The sequence below is a fragment of the Halomonas salsilacus genome, assembly GCF_051216275.1.
In the GTDB taxonomy this organism is placed as follows: Bacteria; Pseudomonadota; Gammaproteobacteria; order Pseudomonadales; family Halomonadaceae; genus Halomonas.
The window spans coordinates 692,597-708,315 of sequence record NZ_JBPKAQ010000001.1 but is presented as its reverse complement, the minus strand read 5'-3'; the positions used below and the strand labels follow the sequence as shown (position 1 = coordinate 708,315).

Genomic DNA, 15,719 nt, shown 5'->3' with positions numbered 1-15,719 from the left:
CCATCACGCCCATGAGCACCCGCACCCTTCCCTTAGCCATTGGCAGTACCCCCAAGCGGGTGCTGCCGGGGTTCGGCCTGTCGCTGGGGGTGAGCCTGCTGTTCATCTCGCTGGTGCTGCTGCTGCCTATGACCGGCCTGTTCGGCCAGCTGGCCGGGCTCAGCCTGGCGGAGTACTGGGCAATCATCAGCGACGGACGGGTGGTGGCCAGCTACACGGTGACCATCGGTGCTGCCGCCGTGGCGGCGCTGGTCAACGCCGCCTTCGGTCTGCTGCTGGCCTGGGTGCTGGTGCGCTACGAGTTTCCCGGCAAGCGCCTGCTCGACGCCCTCATGGACCTGCCCTTCGCCCTGCCCACGGCGGTGGCCGGCATCACGCTGGCCACCCTCTACTCCAGCAACGGCTGGATGGGCCAACTGCTCGAGCCGCTGGGCCTGCAGGTGGCCTACACCTGGGTGGGCATCGCGCTCGCCATGGCTTTCACCAGCATCCCCTTCGTGGTGCGCACGGTGCAACCGGTGCTGGAGGACCTCCCGGCGGAGGTGGACGAGGCCGCGCTGACCCTGGGCGCCACCGACGGCGCCGCCTTTCGACGGGTGATCCTGCCCCACCTGTGGCCGGCCCTGGTGACCGGCACGGGCCTCGCCTTCGTGCGCTCGCTGGGCGAATTCGGGGCGATTATCTTCATCGCCGGCAACATGCCCTATGAGACCGAGATCACCGCGCTGATGATCTTCGTACGCCTGCAAGAGTACGACTACGCCGGTGCCTCGGCCATCGCCTCGGTGGTGCTGTTCGTGTCGCTGGCGCTGCTGCTGGTCATCAATATCTGGCAGGGGCGCTTCGCCAGGCGCCTGCATGGAGGGAGCGGCTGATGCAACGTATCGGTGATGCCCCGGCGGTGCGCCGGGGCCTGATCCTCGCCGCCGTGGCACTGTCGTCGCTGTTCCTGCTGCTGCCGCTGGTGGCAATTTTCGCCCAGGCCTTCGCCCAGGGCGTGGCGGTGTTCTGGTCCAATGTCAGCAACGAGTACACCGTCGCGGCCATCGGCCTGACCCTGTTCATCACCGTGCTGACCATTCCCGTCTGCCTGGTGTTCGGTGTGGCCCTCGCCTGGCTGGTGACCCGCTTCCAGTTCCCGGGTCGGCGCGTGCTGCAGACCCTGATCGACATCCCCTTCGCTGTGTCGCCGGTGGTGGCGGGCCTGATCTACCTGTTGCTCTACGGTCGCAATGGCTGGCTGGGCGGTTGGCTCGACGGACATGACATCCAGCTGATGTTCGCCTGGCCGGGGATCCTGATGGTCACCATCTTCGTCACCTGCCCCTTCGTCGCCCGGGAGTTGATCCCGCTGATGCAGGCCCAGGGTTCCCGCGAGGAGGAGGCCGCCGTGACCCTCGGCGCACCGGGCTGGACGATCTACCGCCGGGTAACCTTGCCCAATATCCGCTGGGCGCTGCTCTACGGGGTGATCCTCACCAACGCCAGGGCGGTGGGTGAATTCGGCGCCGTTTCGGTGGTCTCAGGGGCTATCCGCGGCCAGACCAACACCCTGCCGCTGCACCTGGAGCAGCTCTACCAGGACTACAACACCGTGGGCGCCTTCGCCAGCGCCGCCCTGCTGGCCCTCATCGCCCTGCTCACCCTGGCCGCCAAGGCCGGACTGGAATGGCGCGCCGCGCGCCAGGAGGCTCACCCATGAGCATTCGCCTGCACAACATCGGCAAGCACTTTGACGTCGGGCGCCAGCGCACCCGGGCGCTGGAGCCGGTGAACCTCGACATCCACGACGGCGAGCTGATCGGCCTGCTCGGCCCCTCCGGCTCCGGCAAGACCACCCTGCTGCGGATCATCGCCGGGCTGGAAAGCGCCGACCCGAACGGCGGCGCACGCATCCTATTCGGCGAACGCGACGTCACCGACCTGCACGTGCGCGACCGGCGCATCGGCTTCGTCTTCCAGCACTATGCGCTGTTTCGCCACATGACAGTGTTCGACAACGTCGCCTTCGGGCTCACCGTGATGCCTCGCAGGAAGCGCCCCACGACGGGCGAGATCCGCGCCCGGGTGCACCGCCTGCTGGAGATGGTGCAGCTCGAGCCGCTGGCCAACCGCTACCCGGCGCAGCTCTCCGGCGGTCAGCAGCAACGCGTCTCGCTGGCGCGCGCCCTGGCGCTACGCCCCGACGTGCTGCTGCTCGATGAACCCTTCGGCGCCCTGGATGCCAAGGTGCGCCAGGACCTGCGCCGCTGGCTGCGCCATCTCCACGACGAACTGGGCTTCACCAGCATCTTCGTGACTCACGATCAGGAGGAGGCCCTGGAGCTCTCCGATCGCGTGGCGGTGATGAGCAACGGGCGCATCGAGCAGATCGACACCCCCGATGCGGTCTACCGCGCGCCGGCCAACCGTTTCGTGTTCGAGTTCCTGGGGGACGTGAACCATCTGGAGGGCGAGGTGCGAGACGGGGTGTTGACCTGCGGCGAGGCGCGCCTCTCGGTGGAGTTGCCGGACGGCCCCGAGGAGCTGCTGCTGCGGCCCCACGAGGTGCGTCTGGCACAGGCGCCCACGCCGGAGGCTCACCTGCCGGTGACCGTCACCGCCATCTCCCCGGTGGGGGCCGAGGTGCGCGTGGAACTGGCCGCAGACTGGCTCGGCGAGCCCTGGCTGGCCACGGTGCGTCACGCCGACTACGAGCGCCTCGACCTGCGCCGCGGCCAGCGGTTATACGTGATGCCACGTCGCTGGCACCGCTTCAGCGGTGAAACCCGTCAGCGGCGACAGGCCACCGCGGCCTGACCCGCCGGGCGTTGCCCCGACACCTTTATGAACTTTGCGCGATACACGGCGGTCTGTGTCTTCATCCCCGGGCCTAATCTCCAGCAGGAGACACCGCATGATGATAAAGATCGCCAAGCCGAGTGACTTGCACGAATCCGACGTGACGCCGGAGTCTATCTATCTCTCCCGCCGACGGTTCATGGGCGGTGTCGCAGGCCTGGGGGCGGGGCTTGCCCTTTCCGGCAACGTCCGAGCCAATGCCGACTACTCGGATGTTCCGGAAGGCAGCGCACCTGAGTGGCTGAAGGAAAAGATCAGCGCTACCGAGTGGAGAGCCGTCACCCCACGCGACCCCGAAAAAGACTCGATGACGCCCTTTGATGACGCCAGCGGCTACAACAACTTCTACGAATTTGGCGCCGACAAGACCGACCCCGCGCGCCGTGCAGGCAGCCTGAAGACCCAGCCCTGGAGCGTGGTGGTGGATGGCGAAGTCAACAACGGGGGCCGCTTTTCCCTCGAGGACATCGCCAGGCCGTCGCAATTCGAGGAGCGTATCTACCGCCTGCGCTGCGTAGAGGCGTGGTCGATGGTCATTCCCTGGCTGGGCATTACCCTTGCCGACGTGATCAAACGCGCCGAGCCCACCAGCAAGGCCCACTACGTCCGCTTCGAAACCCTGGTCGACCCGGAGCAGATGCCGGGGCAGCGCTCATCATTTTCGCTGATCGACTGGCCCTACGTGGAGGGGCTGCGCCTGGACGAAGCCATGCACCCTCTGACACTGCTCGCCCTGGGCATGTACGGTCGTGAACTGCCCAACCAGAACGGTGCTCCCCTGCGCCTAGTGGTGCCCTGGAAGTACGGCTTCAAGAGCATCAAATCGATTGTGCGCATCTCTCTGACGGAAGAGCAGCCGGTCAATTCCTGGCAGCTGATCGCCCCCAATGAATACGGCTTCTACGCCAACGTCAATCCACAGGTCGACCACCCCCGTTGGAGCCAGGCCACCGAGCGTCGATTGCCCAACAGCCTCTTCAGGCCCAATACCATCGATACCCTGATGTTCAACGGCTACGCCGATGACGTCGCCGAGTTGTATACGGGGTTGGACTTGAGGAAGAACTACTGATGGCAGCCCAGCCCATGTGGCAACTCTGGCGCCTGGGCGTTTTCCTGGCGGCGTTCGCGCCGCTGGTGGCCTGGGGCTGGCAGGTTGCCGTCAATGCCGCTGGCCCCGAGCCGGGTCGCTACCTGCTGCTGAATATCGGCATTGGCGCGCTGTGGATGCTGCTGCTCACCCTGAGCTTGACGCCGTTGACCAAGCTTACGCGCTGGAAAGGCTTTGCCCTGATCCGGCGCCAGCTTGGCCTCTGGACGCTCGCCTACGCCACCCTGCACATGCTCAGCTACGCCCTGTTCATTCTGGGGCTTGACTGGGCGCTGCTGGGGAGCGAACTGGTCAAACGGCCCTACATCATTGTCGGCATGCTGGCGCTGATTGGCCTTGCCGTACTGGGCGCCACGTCCAACCGCTGGGCGATGCGCCGCCTGGGCAAACGCTGGAAGCCGCTGCACAAACTCTCCTACCCCATCCTGGGGCTGGTACTGCTGCACTTCTTCTGGGTAGTACGCGCCGACCTCGGAGAGTGGACGATGTATGCCGCCATCGCCGCCCTGGTCATGGCGACCCGCCTGCCGCCGGTGGCTCGCACGCTGCCTACAGTACGCTACCGGTTCAATCGTGTTCACCGGCGCGTTCCGAGTTAGCCGAGTGGCAGGATGAAGGCCAGGTATCTCGTCGCCCAGGTCCCGAGAAGTCTCTCGCCTTGCTGGTCGGCTCCGAACCCGTCAGCTCTGCCAGGCCATCAGGGTCTCTAGCTCGCCGGTGAGCGGCTCCAAACGCTCCTCGACCACCTGAAAGCCCAGGCGCCGGTAGAAGGAGACGGCGCGCACGTTGCGCGAGAAGACGCAGAGGGAGAGCCCGGAGTGGTGGACCATGGCGTGAGCCATCAGCCGCGAGCCGTGGCCGTAGCTCTGCAGCTCGGGATCCACGAACAGCGCCTCGAGGTGCTCCCCGTTGAGGGCGGCGAAGCCGATCACCCGCCCCTCCATCTCCAGCACCAGCAATTCGTCGGCGTCGGGCAGGTACTTTTCGACCATGGCATCGAGGGACGACTCCCAGTGCTCGGCAGGAATGAAGTCGTGGGCTCGCCGGGAGGCACGCAGCCAGATATCGGCCAGCAGCGGAATCTCCTGAGGGACGGCGGGACGAATCATCGTGTTGCTCCAGCGGGCTGTACCCGCGGCCTTGTGTCAGCGGGCATCGACTTCGGGGCCATCCCTTCAGTGTACCGTTGAGGCGCAGCCCCTGCCCGATGAATTCCGGGGCCTGCCGGGAGGGGATATACTGGCCACCCGAACGTCACCCCCCGTCGCCCCAGGGAGATCCCTCATGCAGCGTCGCCGCCCCTTTTACACCCTCCTGCTTCGCCTCTCTGCCGGCCTGCTGACCGCTGGGCTGCTCGCCGCCTGCGCCAGCCCCCACTACCTGCAGCTCAACCCCCAGCGCAGCGCCGAGGTGCCCGTCACCGGCAGCGGCCAGGCGGTCACGGTCATTGCCGTGGACGGCCGCGACAGCGAGGTGATCGGCACCCGCACCGGCAGCGCCATGTCGACGGCCACCATCACGGTCAACGCCCACGAACTGGTTCCACGGCTGCAGCGAGAAGCGGAGCGCGCGGTGAGCGACATGGGCTTTCGCCCCACCACCGAGCGCGCGCCGGGGCGTCCCAGCCTGACCCTGACCCTGGACCACCTGGGCTACGAGCGCGGCCAGAGCCGACCGGTGATCGACGAGGCGCGTCTGGAGTCGGTGCTCATCGCCGAGGCGGTCAACGGTGGCAACACCTACACCGGGACCTACACCTCGCGACGCACCCAGAGCTACGCCGTGCGCCCGGACCGCGACACCAACGCCCGCATGGTCAACGACCTGCTATCCGACGGTCTCGACCGGGCCTTCCGTGACCCGGAGCTGGGCCAACTGCTGGCGCGCTAAGCTTTCCTAAAATGCCGCGAGGGCGCCCGCCGGGGCCCCTCGCGGCAGCTGAACGCCGGCTGCCGCTACTCCAGCGGCCCGCGGCGCACCAGAGCCCAGATCCTCTCGCGAAAGCCGCTGCCGACCTCCGGCTCGCCGTCCTCCAGGTGAGTGACGTGGAAGTTGGGCTCAAACAGTTTGCGGACCTCATCAGGCGGCACGTTGAAGGGCGGCCCACCTTCATCGCCCCGCTCCCGCTCGAGGCTGATCAGCAGGCCGCGGCTACCCGGCGGCACCAGCTGGGCCAGGTGAAAGGCGTAACGCTGGCGGGTGGCCGCCGGCAGTGCGATGAGCGAAGCGCGGTCGTAGAAGGCCCCGATCTCCGCCGCCTGCTCGATGTGGAAGTGGAAGAAGTCCCCCTGCCACAGCTCCACGCTGCCCTGGCGACAGATCTGGAACCCCGCCTGGTGGTAGCGGGTGACGACGCCCTGCCCCTCGGCCACGAACTGCTCGATGGCCTCCGGCGCCAGCTCGATCCCCAGCACCGGATGATCCCCGCTGGCCAGCCAGCGCATGTCCAGGCTCTTGCCGCACAGCGGGACCAACACCTTGGTGCCGGGCCTGACCTCAAGGCCCGGCCAGTGGGCCACCAGCATCGGGTGGGGGCGATCGCGGTGGAAACCGATGCGCCCATCACGCCAGCGCTCCAGCCATTCGTTGGCCATCGCCATCTCCTCAGAACCAGCGGTCGCGCTTGCTCTTGCGACGCGGCAGGTGGGGAACGATCAGCCCCACCAACAGGCCGGCGCCAGCTACCCCGCCGCCATACATGAAGTAGCGCATCAACAGGTCCTCCTCCTGGGTATCCAGGCGGGCCTGCAGCTGGCGAATGGTCTGGAGAGACTGCTCGGACTCGGCGTCCAGCGCCTGGTTGCGGGCCTCGAGGTCAGCGATGCGCGCCTCGCGGGTCTCCAGGGCTTCACGCTGGGCGGCGGTCCGGCTCTCCCACTGCTCATTGATGCCCTCCAGCTCCGCGGATAGCTCGGCCACCTGCTGCTCCAGTTCGGGCACGCGGACTTGGGCGCTGGGGGCGTCCTGCAGCTCGCCGGAGAGGATCCAGACGGTATTGCCGTCGGCATTCTGCACCCGGCTGTAGTTGCCGCTGGTCTCCAGCCGCATCACCGGCTCACCGGCGGTGAGAGTGCCGACGATGCGGTAGCCGTCGGTGGGGCCGCTGCGCACATAGGTAGTAAGGGAGTCGCTGACCCAGTGGGTCGCGTCGTTCTGCTGGGCCTGGAGTGGCAGGGCAAGGAGCCCCAGGGCAAGGCCCAGGTTGAGTCGTCTGATGTCGTATCGTGTCATGCCGTTATCCTGGCTAAAGCTGGCGGATTTCCACTCTGGCGCACTGTGTCCGGCGCAAGCTTCCTGCCGGCGCCGCTGCGATGAGACGGCCGGTCTCTCTCGATCGGTATCGACCGATTCCCACAGGGGCTTTTCCACAGGGGCTTTTCCACAGCTCCTGTGGACAAGGTTCGGGACAACCGCTGGAAAGGCGTCTGCCAGCGGCGCGGCGCCTATCCTGCGCCCTTGCTGGTCATTTCATGACCAGCATTCTTCAGCGCTCCGGAGGCGAAGGCGGCGAAAAGGGCCGCGGGAATTCGGCCACTCGCCCGTCGCTCTTTACCGCCCGGGGCGTGCCTCCCCGCTCCACCTCGTCGATACGCACGATGGCGTTGAGCGGCAGATAGCTGCGGATGACGCCTTCGAAGGTGAGACGCAGCTTGTCCGCGGAGGGGTCCACCACCAGTCGAGAGGCGTCCTCGAAGACGAACTCCTCGACCTCGATGAAACCCCACAGATCGCTCTGGAAGATCTCGCGCGCGTAGAGCTCCCACACTTCCCCCTGCTGGTGGAAAACCACCCGATAGATAGGCTTCGCCGCCATGGTGCTGAGTGTTCCTCAAACCGGTGTTTCGACAAGAGGCGCAAGCGTAGCACAATCCCGCCGGCGGCGGCCCGTGCTGGCCCCGTCGCCGGGCGACGCGTATAATCTCCGCTTGGTTTTCAGGTCCGGTTTTCAGGTCCGGTTTTCAGGTCCCCAGCGGCCGCGAGTCCTTGACACGGCCCTCCCCCGCCACCTGTCTGGCGGGGCGGCATCTCCCATCTCATCCACCGGTGACAGACGTCGGGCGCCTGGCGCCACGACCCTATTCTTATGGCGAAGAAACTCTTCATCAAGACGCACGGCTGCCAGATGAACGAGTACGATTCCGCACGCATGGCGGATCTGCTCGGCGAATCTCACCGGCTCGAGCTCACCGACGACGAGCGCGAGGCCGACGTCATCCTGCTCAACACCTGCTCGATCCGCGAGAAGGCCCAGGAGAAGGTGTTCCACCAACTCGGGCGCTGGAAGAAGCTCAAGGAGGCCAACCCCGACCTGGTGATCGGCGTCGGCGGCTGCGTGGCGAGCCAGGAGGGCGAGGCGCTGCGCAAGCGCGCGCCCCACGTCGACATGGTATTCGGCCCCCAGACCCTACACCGGGTGCCGGCAATGTTGGATTCGCGGCGCGGCGTCGAGAAGATCTCGACGGTCGACGTCACCTTTCCCGAGATCGAGAAGTTCGACCACCTGCCCAAGCCCAGCGCCGACGGCGCCACCGCCTTCATCTCGGTGATGGAGGGCTGCTCCAAGTACTGCACCTTCTGCGTGGTGCCCTACACCCGCGGCGAGGAGGTCTCGCGCCCCTTCGAGGCGGTCATGGACGAGGTGATCCACCTGGCCGACCAAGGCGTGCGCGAGATCAACCTGCTGGGCCAAAACGTCAACGCCTACCGTGGGCTCAACCAACTGGGCGACGAGATCGACCTGGCCGAGCTGATCGGCTGCGTGGCCGCCGTCGAGGGCATCGATCGCATCCGCTTTACCACCTCCCACCCGGTAGAGTTCAGCGACAGCCTGATCGAGGCCTTCGGCGAGATCCCGGAGCTGGTCAGCCACCTGCACCTGCCGGTGCAGTCCGGCTCCGACCCCATCCTGTCCGCCATGAAGCGGGGCCACACCGCGGAAGCGTACGTCGAGAAGATGGAGCGCATCCGCGCGCTTCGCCCCGATATCAGCTTCTCGTCCGATTTCATCATCGGCTTCCCCGGCGAGAGCGAGGCGGACTTCCAGGCCACCATGGACCTGATCGGCCGCATCGGCTTCGACCACTCCTTCAGCTTCGTCTACTCGGCCCGCCCCGGCACCCCGGCGGCCAGCCTGCCGGACGACACCCCGGAGAGCGTCAAGAAGCAGCGCCTGGCCATCCTCCAGGAGCGCATCAACCAGCAAGCGAAGCAGATCAGCCGTCGCATGGTGGGCACCACCCAGCGCATCCTGGTCACCGGCTTCGCGCCCCGCGACCCGGGGCAGCTCTCCGGGCGCACCGAGAACAACCGCGTGGTCAACTTCCGCGCCGCCAATCCCACCGAGCTGATCGGCTATTTCGTCGACGTTGAGATCACCGAGGCGCTGCCCAACTCGCTGCGCGGCGAACTAGCCTCGCCGGACGTCTACTGATGCTGGATATCTTAGACGCGAGCATAAAAGGGCGCCGGGGTTAGGGCAACGAGGAGGACCGTGGACCCGGGGTGAGGAGCCCTGCTCCGAACAGGCTGGCCATGAATGGCCAGCACCTGCCCTGCAAGCGGAGCAGGATGGGAGAGCGCAGCAGGGCCTAGGTAGCCCCCAGGGATGGGATCATGGCGCCTCCTCGATGGTCCGGCACCCCGCGGGGCCTGTCCTCGGATCAGCCCGGGACACGTTCTTGCAGTGCAGATACATTGCCCTTGCGAGCGCTGGGGCAGTAAGCTGCCCTAAATCCAACATCCACGGGATCCCCCTGTCTTGAGCCAGCCATCCACTCCGGCCAATCGCATCATCACGCTCAATCTCGAGCCCAATGACCCCCGCCGCCTGGCCAACCTCTGCGGCCAGCGCGACGAGCACCTCAAGCTGGTGGAGGCACGCCTCGGCATCACCCTGCGCAACCGCGGCAACATCTTCCAACTGGCGGGCCCCATCCACCGGGTCAAGGCCGCCGCCAACCTGCTCGAGCACCTCTACCGGGAGACCGAGGCCAGCGACCTGGAGCCGGATACCGTGCACCTCTTCCTGCAGGAGTCCGGCCTCGAGGCCCTGGAGGAGGACGAGGACAGCGAGGAGAGCGATGAAGTGCTGCTGCGCACCCCGCGCACCCTTATCAAACCCCGCGGCCTCAACCAGCAGTCCTACGTGCAGAGCATCCGCGCCCACGACATCAACTTCGGTATCGGTCCGGCCGGCACCGGCAAGACCTACCTGGCCGTGGCCGCGGCGGTGGAGGCGCTCAACCAGCAGGAGGTGCGTCGCATCCTGCTGGTGCGCCCGGCGGTGGAGGCCGGTGAGAAGCTCGGCTTCCTGCCCGGCGACCTGGCCCAGAAGATCGACCCCTACTTACGCCCGCTGTACGACGCCCTCTACGAGATGATCGGATTCGAGCAGGTCGCCAAGCTGATCGAGCGCCAGGTGATCGAGATTGCCCCGCTGGCCTACATGCGTGGACGCACCCTCAACAACGCCTTCATCATCCTCGACGAGAGCCAGAACACCACCCGCGAGCAGATGAAGATGTTCCTGACTCGCATCGGCTTCGGCTCCACCGCGGTCATCACCGGTGACGTGACCCAGGTCGACCTGCCCCGCGGCCAGTCCTCGGGGCTGATCCAGGTGCTGGATGTCCTCAAGGGAACACCGGGCATCGGCACCACCCACTTCGCCGCCAAGGACGTGGTGCGCCACCCGCTGGTGCAACGCATCATCGAGGCCTACGACCATTTCGAGGCCGAACAGGAGGTCGCCGAGCGTGCCCGCAAGGAGGCCAAGGAGCAGGAGCGCGAGGCGCTGCGTCTCGAGCGTCAGGAGCGCCTCGACCGCCTCGACCGCGAGCGAGGCGAATCATGAGTCTCGCCCGGGTCGATCGCCAGGTGGCCCTCAAAGCCGACGGCGTGCCGAGCCAGGCCGAGCTCGAGGCCTGGGTGGCCGCCGTGCTCGACCGCCATGCGGTGGTCGACGCCAGCGAGCTCACCGTGCGCCTGGTGGACGGCGAGGAGAGCCGCGTGCTCAACCGCGACTACCGCGGCCGGGACACGCCCACCAACGTGCTCTCCTTCCCCTTCGAGTGCCCGCCCGGCGTGACGCTGCCGCTGCTCGGCGACCTGGTGATCTGCCACCCGGTGGTGGCCACCGAAGCCGCCGAGCAGGACAAGTCCCTGCGCGATCACTACGCTCACATGGTGGTCCATGGCACCCTGCACCTGCTGGGTCATGACCACATCGAGGAGGACGAGGCTGAGGCCATGGAGGCGCTGGAGCGCGAGATCCTGACCGGCCTCGGCATCGACGACCCCTATCGTGACGCCGGCAGCCCTGCCCGCAACGACGCCGCTACCGAGGACGAGAGACCCCACCCATGAGCGAAGATCGATCGAGCGGCCAGGGCGGCCGATCCTGGCTGGAGAAGCTGTTCAACGCCCTGTCCGGCGACAGCGATGAGCCCAGTTCCCGTGACGAGTTGCTCGGTTTCCTGCGCCAGGCGGCCAGCCGCCTGAAGCTCGAGCAGGACGCCATGATGATCATCGAGGGCGCCCTGAAGATCAGCGATCAGCAGGTGCGCGAGGTGCTGATTCCCCGTTCCCAGGTCACCGCCATCGGCCTCGACCAGCCGCTGGAGGAGTACCTGCCGATTATCCTCGAGGCCGGCCACTCGCGCTATCCGGTGATCGGCGAGAACCTCGACGAGGTCAAGGGCATCCTGCTGGCTAAGGACCTGCTGCCGCTGCTCCAGAGCGGCCAGCAGAATGGCCGCCCTTTCCGCCTCGAGGAGGTGGTGCGCACGGCGCTGTTCGTGCCGGAGTCCAAGCGGCTCAACAGCCTGCTCAAGGAGTTTCAGGACACCCACAACCACATGGCGATCGTGGTGGACGAGTACGGCGGCACCGCCGGCATCGTCACCATCGAGGATATCCTCGAGGAGATCGTCGGCGAGATCGAGGACGAGCACGATGCCGACGATGAGGAGGATATCCGCGAGCTGGGGGAAGGCCGCTACGCCATCCGCGCCCTGACCCCCATCGAGGATTTCAACGAGCGCTTCGACACCCGCTTCTCCGACGAGGAGTTTGATACCCTCGGCGGCCTGGTGATGCAGCGCTTCGGGCACCTGCCCGGCCGCGGCGAGCATACCGAGATTGGCGGCTGGCGCTTCATCGTGCTCAACGCCGACAATCGCCGCATCCGCCTGCTGGAAGCCGAGCCCTGCGAAGGCTCTGACGACGTTTGAGCCATTGAAACCCAGCCCTTGAAATCGCCCCATGACACGGACGGTCACGATGTCTGAGCTTCGCCTCTCCCCGCTCCTGGGCTGCCTGCTCGCCCTGGCGGCCGGGGTGCTGACCACCCTCACCGCCTCCCCCTTCGAGCTGTGGTGGCTCGGCCCCGTGGCCGTGGGCCTGGTCTACCTGGGCATTCAGGCGCTGACGCCCGGCCAGGCCGCCCTGCGCGGCTGGTGCTACGGCCTGGGGCTGTTCGGCTCCGGCGCCTCCTGGGTCTACGTATCGATCCACGACTATGGCTACACCGGCGTGCCCCTGGCGGTGTTCCTCACCGCCCTGTTCGTGGCCAGCATGGCGATGTTCCTGGCGGTGACCCTGTGGCTCTACCGACGCCTGACCGGCCCGCGCCTGGCCTTCCTCTCCTTCGCCGGCGCCTGGGTGCTCGGCGAGTGGTTGCGCACCTGGCTGTTCACCGGCTTTCCCTGGCTGTTGCTGGGCAGTGCCCACGTGGACTCGCCGCTGGCCCCCTGGGCGCCCATCGGCGGCGTCTACCTGCTGTCGCTGATCACCGCACTCAGCGGCACCCTGCTGGTGGAGTTCCTGGCGCGGCGCTGGTGGGTCGCCGCCCCCATCGCGCTGCTGTGGCTCGCCCCGTTGGTGCTGCCGACGCAATGGACACAGCCCGCCGGCGAGCCGCTGCGCGTCGCCCTGCTGCAGGGCAACCTGGACCAGCTGATCAAGTGGACCCCCGAGGGCCAGCGCGAGGCCGCCAACACTTACAGCGAGCTGACCCGGGCCCAACCCGACGACCTCGACCTGATCGTCTGGCCCGAGGCGGCGCTGCCAATGTTCGAGGACCAGGCGCGGCCTATCCTCGAGCGGGTGCAGTCCAACCTCTCCCCCGATACCGCCCTGGTCACCGGCATCCTCCAGCGCGACGGCGAGGGGCGCTATTTCAACAGCGTGATCGGCCTGGGCCAGGCCGAGGGCGAGTACCGCAAGGAGCACCTGGTGCCCTTCGGCGAGTACCTGCCCCTGGAGCGCCTGTTGCGCGGCACCATCGCCTTCTTCGACCTGCCGATGCCCGCCATGACCCCGGGACCCTCCGACCAGGCGCCGATGCGTGTCGCCGGTACCACCCTCGGCAACGCCATCTGCTACGAGATCATCTACGCCGATCTGGTCGCCGAGCGCGCCCGGCACAGCGAGCTGCTGATGACGGTCTCCAACGACACCTGGTTTGGCGAGTCCATCGGACCCCTGCAGCACCTGCAGATGGCCCGGCTGCGTGCGCTGGAGAATGGCCGCTATCTGGTACGCGCCACCAGCAACGGGGTGACCGTGATCGTCGACCCGCAGGGGCGCATCACCGCCCGCGCGCCCCAGTTCGAGGTAGCCAGCATCACCGGCGACGCGGTGCCCATGCGCGGGCTCACCCCCTTCACCCGTACCGGCAGCTGGCCCGCCTGGCTGCTTGCCGCGCTGCTGATCCTTCCCGGCCTTCGCCCAGGCCGCAAGGCGTAAGCCACACTCCACAAGCGACAAGCCACAAGCCACAATCTCAAACACAAGGCAGCCAGAAACGCATCGCCCCGTGGCCTTGGCCACGGGGCAATTCTTTTGCCGCCTACATCTGGAACTTGCGTCTAAAGCTTCAGTCGTCCGACGAGGGCGGAATTTCGCCTAGCACCTCGGGGATGGTCATCTTGACGTAGCGGCCTGGGGCCGGCTCGAGGATATCGAGCTCACCGTCGCCGGGCTGGCGGGCCGGCAACCGCTTTTCCGGGTCGGCATAGCCGTTCTCGGTGATCCACGCCTGCCAGTGGGGCCACCAGGAACCCTCGTGCTGCTCGGCGCCGGCGAGCCACTCCTCGTGGGTCTCGGGCAGCGCGTCATTGGTCCAGTAGCCGTACTTGTTCTTGGCAGGCGGGTTGACGACTCCCGCGATATGGCCAGAGCCCCCCAGCACGAACTTGACCGGCCCCTTGGGCAGCAGCGCGCCGTAGTAGGTGCTGTTCCACTTGGCGATGTGATCCTCCCGGGTGGAGAGGAAATAGCTCGGGGCAGAGACCTTGCGCAAGTCGATCTTGACGCCGTCCAACTCGATGCCTCCCGGCTGCACCAGACGATTCTCCAGGTACATGTGGCGCAGGTACCAGCCGTGGGTCGACGCCGGCAGGTTGGTGCCATCGGTGTTCCAGTAGAGCAGGTCGAAGGGCGCCGGCACGTCCCCCTTGAGATAGTTGTTGATATAGAACGACCAGAACAGGTCATTCTCGCGCAGCAGGTTGAAGCTGAAGGCCATGACCCGGCCATCCAGGTAGCCGTCGCTGGCCATCTTCTCCTCGATGCCCGCAAGCACCGGCTCGGAGAGGAAGACGCCGATCTCGCCCGGGTCGCGGAAGTCCTGCAGGGTGGTCATGTAGGTGACCGACTTCACCTTGCGACCGCGACGGGTGCTGGTCAGGTAGGCCACGGTGGAGGCGGCCAGTGTGCCGCCCACACAGTAGCTCAACATGTTGACGGACTTCTCGCCGGTGGCCTGCTCGATCGCCTCCATAGCGTCGATGGGGCCGAGCTGCATGAAATCGGCCCAGGTGAGCTCACGCTGGGCGGGCCCAGGGTTGCGCCAGGAGATCAGGAACACCGTGTGGCCCTGGCCGACCAGCCACTTGACCAGTGAGTTGTCCTCGCGCAGGTCGAGGATGTAGTACTTGTTGATCCAGGGCGGGATGACCAGCAGCGGGGTCTTGAAGACCTCTTCGGTGGTCGGCGCGTACTGGATCAGCTGGATCAGTTCGTTCTCGTAGACCACCGAGCCCGGCGTCACGGCGATGTTCTTGCCGACCTCAAAGGCACTTCGGTCGGTCATGGTGACATTGAGACCCTCGGCGGAGTTACCCAGGTCATGGCGCAGCCTCGCCAGCCCGTCGACCAGGTTCTGGCCGCGCGTCTCCAGTGTCTTGCGCATCACCTCGGGATTGGTGGTCACGAAGTTGGTCGGCGCCATGGCGTTGACCATCTGGCGCGCGTAAAAGCCCAGCCGGTGCTTCTGGTCGGCGGGCATATCCAGGCCGTCGATCAGCTCCTCGACCGTGCGCGAGAAGAGCAGGTACTGCTGCATGATCGCCAGGTAGTAGGGGTCGCTGGTCCAGGCCTCATCCTTGAAGCGGCGGTCGCCCTTGGGCGGTGTCACCAGCGGCTCGACCTGCTCGCCGGCCATGGCGCGCATGCCGTTCTGCCACAGCTGGAACTGGTCCTGCATCAGCCGCGCCTGGGTCTGCCACAGCTGGGGAGGATTGCCCATCAGCGACTCGGCCGCCGCCTGAAAGCTGTCTCGCATATCCCCGTAAATGGAATCGGCGGCATCGCTGGGCACGATGCGCTCCAGCAGATCGCTCATCAGGCCGCGGTACTCCTCGCCGATCTCCTTCAGCTGGACGTTCCACGCCTCGAGCTCGGCCTGTGTCGGTACTTCAACCCCTGGCTGCATTGACCCCTCCTGGCGCGCCGATCACCCTCTGGGGTACCGGCTGCGAAAAGC

Annotated in this window: 16 protein-coding genes; 11 read left to right on the top strand and 5 right to left on the bottom strand. The window is 66.7% G+C overall.

What is annotated here, in order from left to right; translation table 11 throughout:
- Positions 1-11 precede the first annotated feature (11 nt).
- The 5 genes from cysT (at position 12) to msrQ (ending at position 4,551) form a co-directional block, all read left to right on the top strand.
- Entirely contained in the window at positions 12-875 is an 864-nt protein-coding gene (gene cysT, locus ACR80S_RS03180; RefSeq protein WP_435400856.1) for a sulfate ABC transporter permease subunit CysT, read from the top strand.
- On the top strand, positions 875-1,702 hold the full coding sequence (gene cysW, locus ACR80S_RS03175) for a sulfate ABC transporter permease subunit CysW (RefSeq protein ID WP_435402552.1): 828 nt from the start codon (positions 875-877) through the stop codon (positions 1,700-1,702). The genes cysT and cysW overlap by 1 nt, the downstream gene beginning before the upstream one ends.
- On the top strand, positions 1,699-2,799 hold the full coding sequence (locus tag ACR80S_RS03170; protein ID WP_435400854.1) for a sulfate/molybdate ABC transporter ATP-binding protein: 1,101 nt from the start codon (positions 1,699-1,701) through the stop codon (positions 2,797-2,799). The genes cysW and ACR80S_RS03170 overlap by 4 nt, the downstream gene beginning before the upstream one ends.
- Positions 2,800-2,896: 97 nt before the next feature.
- Positions 2,897-3,913: a protein-methionine-sulfoxide reductase catalytic subunit MsrP gene (gene msrP / locus ACR80S_RS03165; RefSeq protein ID WP_435400853.1), complete on the top strand. Its 1,017-nt coding sequence runs from the start codon at positions 2,897-2,899 to the stop codon at positions 3,911-3,913.
- Complete coding sequence (gene msrQ, locus ACR80S_RS03160) at positions 3,913-4,551, top strand: protein-methionine-sulfoxide reductase heme-binding subunit MsrQ (RefSeq protein WP_435402551.1); 639 nt, start codon at positions 3,913-3,915, stop codon at positions 4,549-4,551. The genes msrP and msrQ overlap by 1 nt, the downstream gene beginning before the upstream one ends.
- Before the next feature lie 81 nt (positions 4,552-4,632).
- Here msrQ and ACR80S_RS03155 read toward each other — a convergent pair whose 3' ends face one another.
- On the bottom strand, positions 4,633-5,061 hold the full coding sequence (locus ACR80S_RS03155) for a GNAT family N-acetyltransferase (protein ID WP_435400851.1): 429 nt from the start codon (positions 5,059-5,061) through the stop codon (positions 4,633-4,635).
- A gap of 175 nt (positions 5,062-5,236) precedes the next feature.
- On the opposite strand from ACR80S_RS03155, the gene ACR80S_RS03150 reads away from it, so the two are divergent.
- Positions 5,237-5,842: a YajG family lipoprotein gene (locus ACR80S_RS03150; protein WP_435400850.1), complete on the top strand. Its 606-nt coding sequence runs from the start codon at positions 5,237-5,239 to the stop codon at positions 5,840-5,842.
- A gap of 65 nt (positions 5,843-5,907) precedes the next feature.
- On the opposite strand, the gene ACR80S_RS03145 is transcribed toward ACR80S_RS03150, so the two are convergent.
- The 3 genes from ACR80S_RS03145 to ACR80S_RS03135 all read right to left on the bottom strand — a co-directional run bounded on the left by ACR80S_RS03145 (position 5,908) and on the right by ACR80S_RS03135 (position 7,766).
- Complete coding sequence (locus ACR80S_RS03145; RefSeq protein ID WP_435402550.1) at positions 5,908-6,546, bottom strand: class I SAM-dependent methyltransferase; 639 nt, start codon at positions 6,544-6,546, stop codon at positions 5,908-5,910.
- 10 nt (positions 6,547-6,556) lie between these two features.
- A complete protein-coding gene (locus tag ACR80S_RS03140) occupies positions 6,557-7,183 on the bottom strand; it encodes a TIGR04211 family SH3 domain-containing protein (protein ID WP_435402549.1) in 627 nt (208 codons plus the stop codon).
- Positions 7,184-7,436: 253 nt separating this feature from the next.
- On the bottom strand, positions 7,437-7,766 hold the full coding sequence (locus ACR80S_RS03135) for a DUF1820 family protein (RefSeq protein ID WP_416137522.1): 330 nt from the start codon (positions 7,764-7,766) through the stop codon (positions 7,437-7,439).
- Between the two features lie 270 nt (positions 7,767-8,036).
- On the opposite strand from ACR80S_RS03135, the gene miaB reads away from it, so the two are divergent.
- The 5 genes from miaB (at position 8,037) to lnt (ending at position 13,699) form a co-directional block, all read left to right on the top strand.
- Positions 8,037-9,383 (top strand): tRNA (N6-isopentenyl adenosine(37)-C2)-methylthiotransferase MiaB, encoded by a 1,347-nt coding sequence (miaB, locus tag ACR80S_RS03130; RefSeq protein ID WP_435402548.1) that lies wholly within the window; start codon positions 8,037-8,039, stop codon positions 9,381-9,383.
- Positions 9,384-9,710: 327 nt separating this feature from the next.
- Positions 9,711-10,805 (top strand): PhoH family protein, encoded by a 1,095-nt coding sequence (locus ACR80S_RS03125; RefSeq protein ID WP_435402547.1) that lies wholly within the window; start codon positions 9,711-9,713, stop codon positions 10,803-10,805.
- Positions 10,802-11,317 (top strand): rRNA maturation RNase YbeY, encoded by a 516-nt coding sequence (ybeY, locus tag ACR80S_RS03120; RefSeq protein WP_435400845.1) that lies wholly within the window; start codon positions 10,802-10,804, stop codon positions 11,315-11,317. The genes ACR80S_RS03125 and ybeY overlap by 4 nt, the downstream gene beginning before the upstream one ends.
- Positions 11,314-12,183, top strand: coding sequence for an HlyC/CorC family transporter (locus ACR80S_RS03115; RefSeq protein WP_435400844.1), 870 nt, complete (start codon positions 11,314-11,316; stop codon positions 12,181-12,183). Before ybeY ends, ACR80S_RS03115 begins: the two co-directional genes overlap by 4 nt.
- Before the next feature lie 49 nt (positions 12,184-12,232).
- Complete coding sequence (lnt, locus tag ACR80S_RS03110) at positions 12,233-13,699, top strand: apolipoprotein N-acyltransferase (RefSeq protein WP_435402546.1); 1,467 nt, start codon at positions 12,233-12,235, stop codon at positions 13,697-13,699.
- A gap of 130 nt (positions 13,700-13,829) precedes the next feature.
- On the opposite strand, the gene phaC is transcribed toward lnt, so the two are convergent.
- Positions 13,830-15,668, bottom strand: a complete 1,839-nt coding sequence (gene phaC / locus ACR80S_RS03105) for a class I poly(R)-hydroxyalkanoic acid synthase (RefSeq protein WP_435402545.1) — start codon at positions 15,666-15,668, stop codon at positions 13,830-13,832.
- Positions 15,669-15,719 lie beyond the last annotated feature (51 nt).

Excerpts from the sequence above, each read along its gene's own strand:
- ACR80S_RS03170 (WP_435400854.1), top strand. The coding sequence starts at position 1,699 with ATGAGCATTCGCCTGCACAACATCGGCAAGCACTTTGACGTCGGGCGC.
- ACR80S_RS03150 (WP_435400850.1), top strand. The coding sequence starts at position 5,237 with ATGCAGCGTCGCCGCCCCTTTTACACCCTCCTGCTTCGCCTCTCTGCC.
- cysT (WP_435400856.1), top strand. The coding sequence starts at position 12 with ATGAGCACCCGCACCCTTCCCTTAGCCATTGGCAGTACCCCCAAGCGG.
- miaB (WP_435402548.1), top strand. The coding sequence starts at position 8,037 with ATGGCGAAGAAACTCTTCATCAAGACGCACGGCTGCCAGATGAACGAG.
- msrQ (WP_435402551.1), top strand. The coding sequence starts at position 3,913 with ATGGCAGCCCAGCCCATGTGGCAACTCTGGCGCCTGGGCGTTTTCCTG.
- ACR80S_RS03145 (WP_435402550.1), bottom strand. The coding sequence starts at position 6,546 with ATGGCCAACGAATGGCTGGAGCGCTGGCGTGATGGGCGCATCGGTTTC.
- cysW (WP_435402552.1), top strand. The coding sequence starts at position 875 with ATGCAACGTATCGGTGATGCCCCGGCGGTGCGCCGGGGCCTGATCCTC.
- ACR80S_RS03115 (WP_435400844.1), top strand. The coding sequence starts at position 11,314 with ATGAGCGAAGATCGATCGAGCGGCCAGGGCGGCCGATCCTGGCTGGAG.
- msrP (WP_435400853.1), top strand. The coding sequence starts at position 2,897 with ATGATGATAAAGATCGCCAAGCCGAGTGACTTGCACGAATCCGACGTG.
- ACR80S_RS03135 (WP_416137522.1), bottom strand. The coding sequence starts at position 7,766 with ATGGCGGCGAAGCCTATCTATCGGGTGGTTTTCCACCAGCAGGGGGAA.
- lnt (WP_435402546.1), top strand. The coding sequence starts at position 12,233 with ATGTCTGAGCTTCGCCTCTCCCCGCTCCTGGGCTGCCTGCTCGCCCTG.
- ybeY (WP_435400845.1), top strand. The coding sequence starts at position 10,802 with ATGAGTCTCGCCCGGGTCGATCGCCAGGTGGCCCTCAAAGCCGACGGC.
- phaC (WP_435402545.1), bottom strand. The coding sequence starts at position 15,668 with ATGCAGCCAGGGGTTGAAGTACCGACACAGGCCGAGCTCGAGGCGTGG.
- ACR80S_RS03155 (WP_435400851.1), bottom strand. The coding sequence starts at position 5,061 with ATGATTCGTCCCGCCGTCCCTCAGGAGATTCCGCTGCTGGCCGATATC.
- ACR80S_RS03140 (WP_435402549.1), bottom strand. The coding sequence starts at position 7,183 with ATGACACGATACGACATCAGACGACTCAACCTGGGCCTTGCCCTGGGG.